The 3,844-nt window shown below is 39.3% G+C and carries 3 protein-coding genes and 1 pseudogene; 3 read left to right on the forward strand and 1 reads right to left on the reverse strand.

The features are described 5' to 3' along the window. The 3 genes and pseudogenes from HMPREF0666_RS17575 to HMPREF0666_RS00470 all read left to right on the forward strand — a co-directional run. Positions 1-431: pseudogene (locus HMPREF0666_RS17575) on the forward strand (hypothetical protein); the annotation flags it as partial. 1,240 nt (positions 432-1,671) lie between these two features. Further along, positions 1,672-2,004: a hypothetical protein gene (locus tag HMPREF0666_RS00465; RefSeq protein ID WP_009010290.1), complete on the forward strand. Its 333-nt coding sequence runs from the start codon at positions 1,672-1,674 to the stop codon at positions 2,002-2,004. Next, positions 1,988-3,097, forward strand: coding sequence for a HigA family addiction module antitoxin (locus tag HMPREF0666_RS00470; RefSeq protein ID WP_009010291.1), 1,110 nt, complete (start codon positions 1,988-1,990; stop codon positions 3,095-3,097). The genes HMPREF0666_RS00465 and HMPREF0666_RS00470 overlap by 17 nt, the downstream gene beginning before the upstream one ends. A gap of 427 nt (positions 3,098-3,524) precedes the next feature. Here HMPREF0666_RS00470 and HMPREF0666_RS17775 read toward each other — a convergent pair. Continuing rightward, positions 3,525-3,844, reverse strand: a 320-nt coding sequence (locus HMPREF0666_RS17775; protein WP_009010292.1) for an IS5/IS1182 family transposase, incomplete at its 5' end; no start/stop codon positions are given.

Consider the following 3,844-nt stretch of genomic DNA (forward strand, 5'->3'; position numbering starts at 1 on the left):
TTGTTACAGAAAGCAGAGGACGTTGGACTTCTTATGGGGTTAATCAGAACTTTAGAAAAGTTGAAAAGTCAAGGAGTAAAAGTCAAGGAGTAATTGATGAAAAGTCAAGGAGTAAAAGTCAAGGAGTAATTGATGAAAAGTCAAGGAGTAAAAGTCAAGGAGTAATTGATGAAAAGTCAAGGAGTAAAAGTCAAGGAGTAATTGATGAAAAGTCAAGGAGTAAGCACAAGGAAGAAAAACAGATAAGGATTTTGGAGTTCTGTAAGAGTCCACGGACGCTTGCTGAGATAGCAAGGGAGTTGAACTTATCAGACCGCTATTATATGAAGCGGAACTATATAGATTCACTTTTGGAAGATGGAAGTCTGTGTGCGCTGCAGGAAGCCAAAACTGCACCTACGCAAAGATATATGGTTACAGAAAACAAGTAAAATGGTCAATATACAAACGATATAGAATTAACGAAACAGTTGCTGACCTCGGTATCGCATCGTTAGTTTACGTTTGAGACACTGATACAAATTGCGTTCTTCATAATTTTAGAGTGTTAATGATCCGCCTAAACTTAGGTTTCTGACGAAATGTCACACAGAGAAATGGAGGGTGCGGAGGATTATTAAAACAAAGCAAGTGATGGCATGGAGGCACCGACGGTGTGTGGAGAGACGGATGTTGGTTGCGGGTTTTATTAGTGACTTTATGTCCAAAGCGTTTATCCCAAGAGCTGTCAGGAGTCTGTACGCTACAGCTCCATCGCTCTATGTGCCGTCAGCATCTCCGTGAGATTGCCTTTAGCTCTGTCCCCTCAGTGTCTCCGTGTGGTTTATTATATAATAGTTTTAGTTTATTACTCCATATTTCGTAAGAACCAAAAAAGAGATGAGAGGTTCGTTGGGAATTTTGTCTCTCATAGAGATCATGAATCGAACAGAAGACTTTCATCGAACGTCTTAGGTCGTGGTATGTTTTATCTCTCACAGAACTCACGGATTTAACGGAGGGCTTTCTGCGAACGTCTTAAGTTGTTGGGAGTTTTGTCTCTCACAGATTTTCACAGATGAACAGAGGCCTTTCAGTGAACAGGTGGAACCCACAAACGCCTGCAAGCAGACGACAGAGGGCACAGAATTTGCAGCCATATATAAGAATTAATAGCTATCTGATGATAAGTATCAGGCTGGATAAGTGCGAAGGGTAGACGAAAAAAGGAATGTTGGCAGGTAATGTGTTTAGCTGTTGAGTCAAGGTTTTAGCATTAAATATGTAGGGGGAGAAAGTACGGGGACGCGTGAATTGGAATACACAGACAGGTAGAAAAACCATGAGTTTTACTTGTATTTTGGTTGATAAAATTGTATCTTTGCAGTAGAGAACACAGAGGCTATGTTGGAAAGGATTTCTAACAGTGATGCTGTACCGCCTTCTTTACAGTAGGATGAGCGTCTGCATATAAGTGCGATAACTTCAAGCTCCGCAGCCGTCCTACCTTATATAGAGTCGTATCTTTGCGGCTTTTTTTGTATTCTTGGGTTAAAGCCATATAAGTTATTGGGCTCTAATGGACGATATGGGATAAAGATACTTATAAAAAAGTGTTAACGTCGTTTCTAAATTACCTTTTTTGGTAATTTTATTCTATCTTTGCACTATATAATTGAAGCATTTCACCGCATGAATATAATTTTCAAGGAAGAAGCCTTGTCCGAATTATATGAAACCGGTAAGACCAATGATAAAAAATACAAGAAACTTTGTAAGAACAAACGCTTGATAGGAGGCTATATCCGTGCCGTTAGTATGATCTATAACGTTGAGTCAACTGAAGAACTAAAAGCATTTAGTTTCTTACACTATGAGAAACTCAGGCATCAGAAGGACAAGCCTATCAGTTCTGTACGTCTTGTAAACGGATTGGTTGAGCGGCTGCTGTTTTCAGAGACGGATGATGGCATTGAAGTAGAATTAATAGAAATTGATAGTACACATTATGGCAACAAGAAATAACAGATTAGTTCCTGTCAGGGCAATCCACCCAGGAGAAATCTTGCGTGAAGAGTTGCAGGAACGTGGCATCAAGCAAAAGGATTTTGCAAAGCAGATTGGTGTTCAGGCAACTCACCTGAATGCATTTATACATGGTAAACGAAATCTGAATGACGATTTAGCAATGAAGTTAGAAAGTCATTTAGGAATACCCTATAAGACCTGGATGAACCTGCATAGCGGTTATATGTATGACCGTAAAGCTATGAATGCAAGGCAAAGCGAAGAACAAGAAGCTCGTGAATACGAAGAATCGTGTGCGGGTATTTTTAACTTAAAGCAGCTTTATAAGCGGTTAAACTTGTCACGTCTTCCATGTATTGAGCGAGTAGTGAAATTAAAAGCCTCGTTCGATTTTGATTTACTGTCATCTAAAGAGTTGAGTCTGCAGGTAGTTGGTCGTTACAAGCATAGTGAGAAAGTACACATTGATGAGAAGAATATGCAAACTTGGCTTATTCTTAATTGGTTGGAAATATCACGTGCAACAATAGATAAGAAGTATCAAAAGGGAAATGGATTGAAGGCAGCAAGTGAGATTGCACATATGGCGAATAACGGTACACTTTCGACACAAGGTATAAAGGACTGTCTTAATGAGTATGGAATCGCCTATCTTTATGTTGAGAAATTAGATAAAACGCCTGTTGATGCTTATTCTACATTGGTAGATGGCTGTCCTGTAATCACGGTTACTTATCGTTATAATGATATGGATAAGTTAGCTTTTGATGTTCTTCACGAGTTGTGTCATATTGAAAGACATCTTTCGGGAGACAATCAGGCGTTTATATCTACAGAAGGAGCTCTCTACTCCAAAGATCCACGTGAAAAAGAAGCTAATGCCTTTGCAAGGCAGCAACTCATTCCTGATGATGTATGGAATAAAATTATCGGGGCAGGCTGTAAAAGTTTGTCTCCGCATAAGGTTGTCAATGCCATTGCAAAAGAGGCTGAACGCTATGGTATCAGTCCGTCTATAGCGGTATCAAGATATAAGCATGATACGAATTGGTATCAGACATCAGCTTATAAATCACCAAAAATCAATTGATAAAAACAGAAAAGGAGTTGGGTAATTTTCCTAACTCCTTTTTGTTTTTAGCTGGATAAGTTGTATCTTTGCAACAGAAATAGGAAAGGTTTCTCAAATACCGCGTCGGATTGCAGTTCCGAAGGGAAGGGTTTGGGAAGCTTTTTCTTTTTTTCATAGGAACTTTAAATGACGAGTTCGGTCAGTGACCATTGGTTGGGGGGTGAGGGGCTTTTCTTTGTCATTTTGTTTTTCTTTCCCTTATGTCATTATGGCTTTCGCTTCGTTATGAATTTTGTCCTTTCTGTCATTCTGAGACCTCTGCAAAACCTTCATTTATAGAGAAATTCCCATTTAGTTGTGTTTAGAAGCATATTCCAACGTGTTTATTGTTATAATTGATGCCGTAAAACGATTATTATCATCTATATTTGTGTCCAATTTTCTTTTATTTGAGAGCATTGGACACAATTATCCCTGGCGTTCGATATAAGTTGTAGGCAACAGCCTCCATAATATGCTGTGCATGTGTTTTGGCAAGTCCTACATATCTTGCCGTACCTCCCCTAAACCATCTGTGTATGGAACCAAAAGTGCGTTCCACCCTGTACCTAATTTTACTGATAGCCACATTGACGCGTTTCTCTCTTTCTGTAATCTTATGCGCCCTTGTTCCTTTGTGCATAATGCGACTTTTTAGTTTCATTCGAGCAAGTGTCTCCTTGTTTTCTGCCGAGTCCATAACCCTTATCAGCATATACGAGAGTC

The sequence above is a fragment of the Prevotella sp. C561 genome (assembly GCF_000224595.1).
Classification (GTDB): Bacteria; Bacteroidota; Bacteroidia; order Bacteroidales; family Bacteroidaceae; genus Prevotella; species Prevotella jejuni.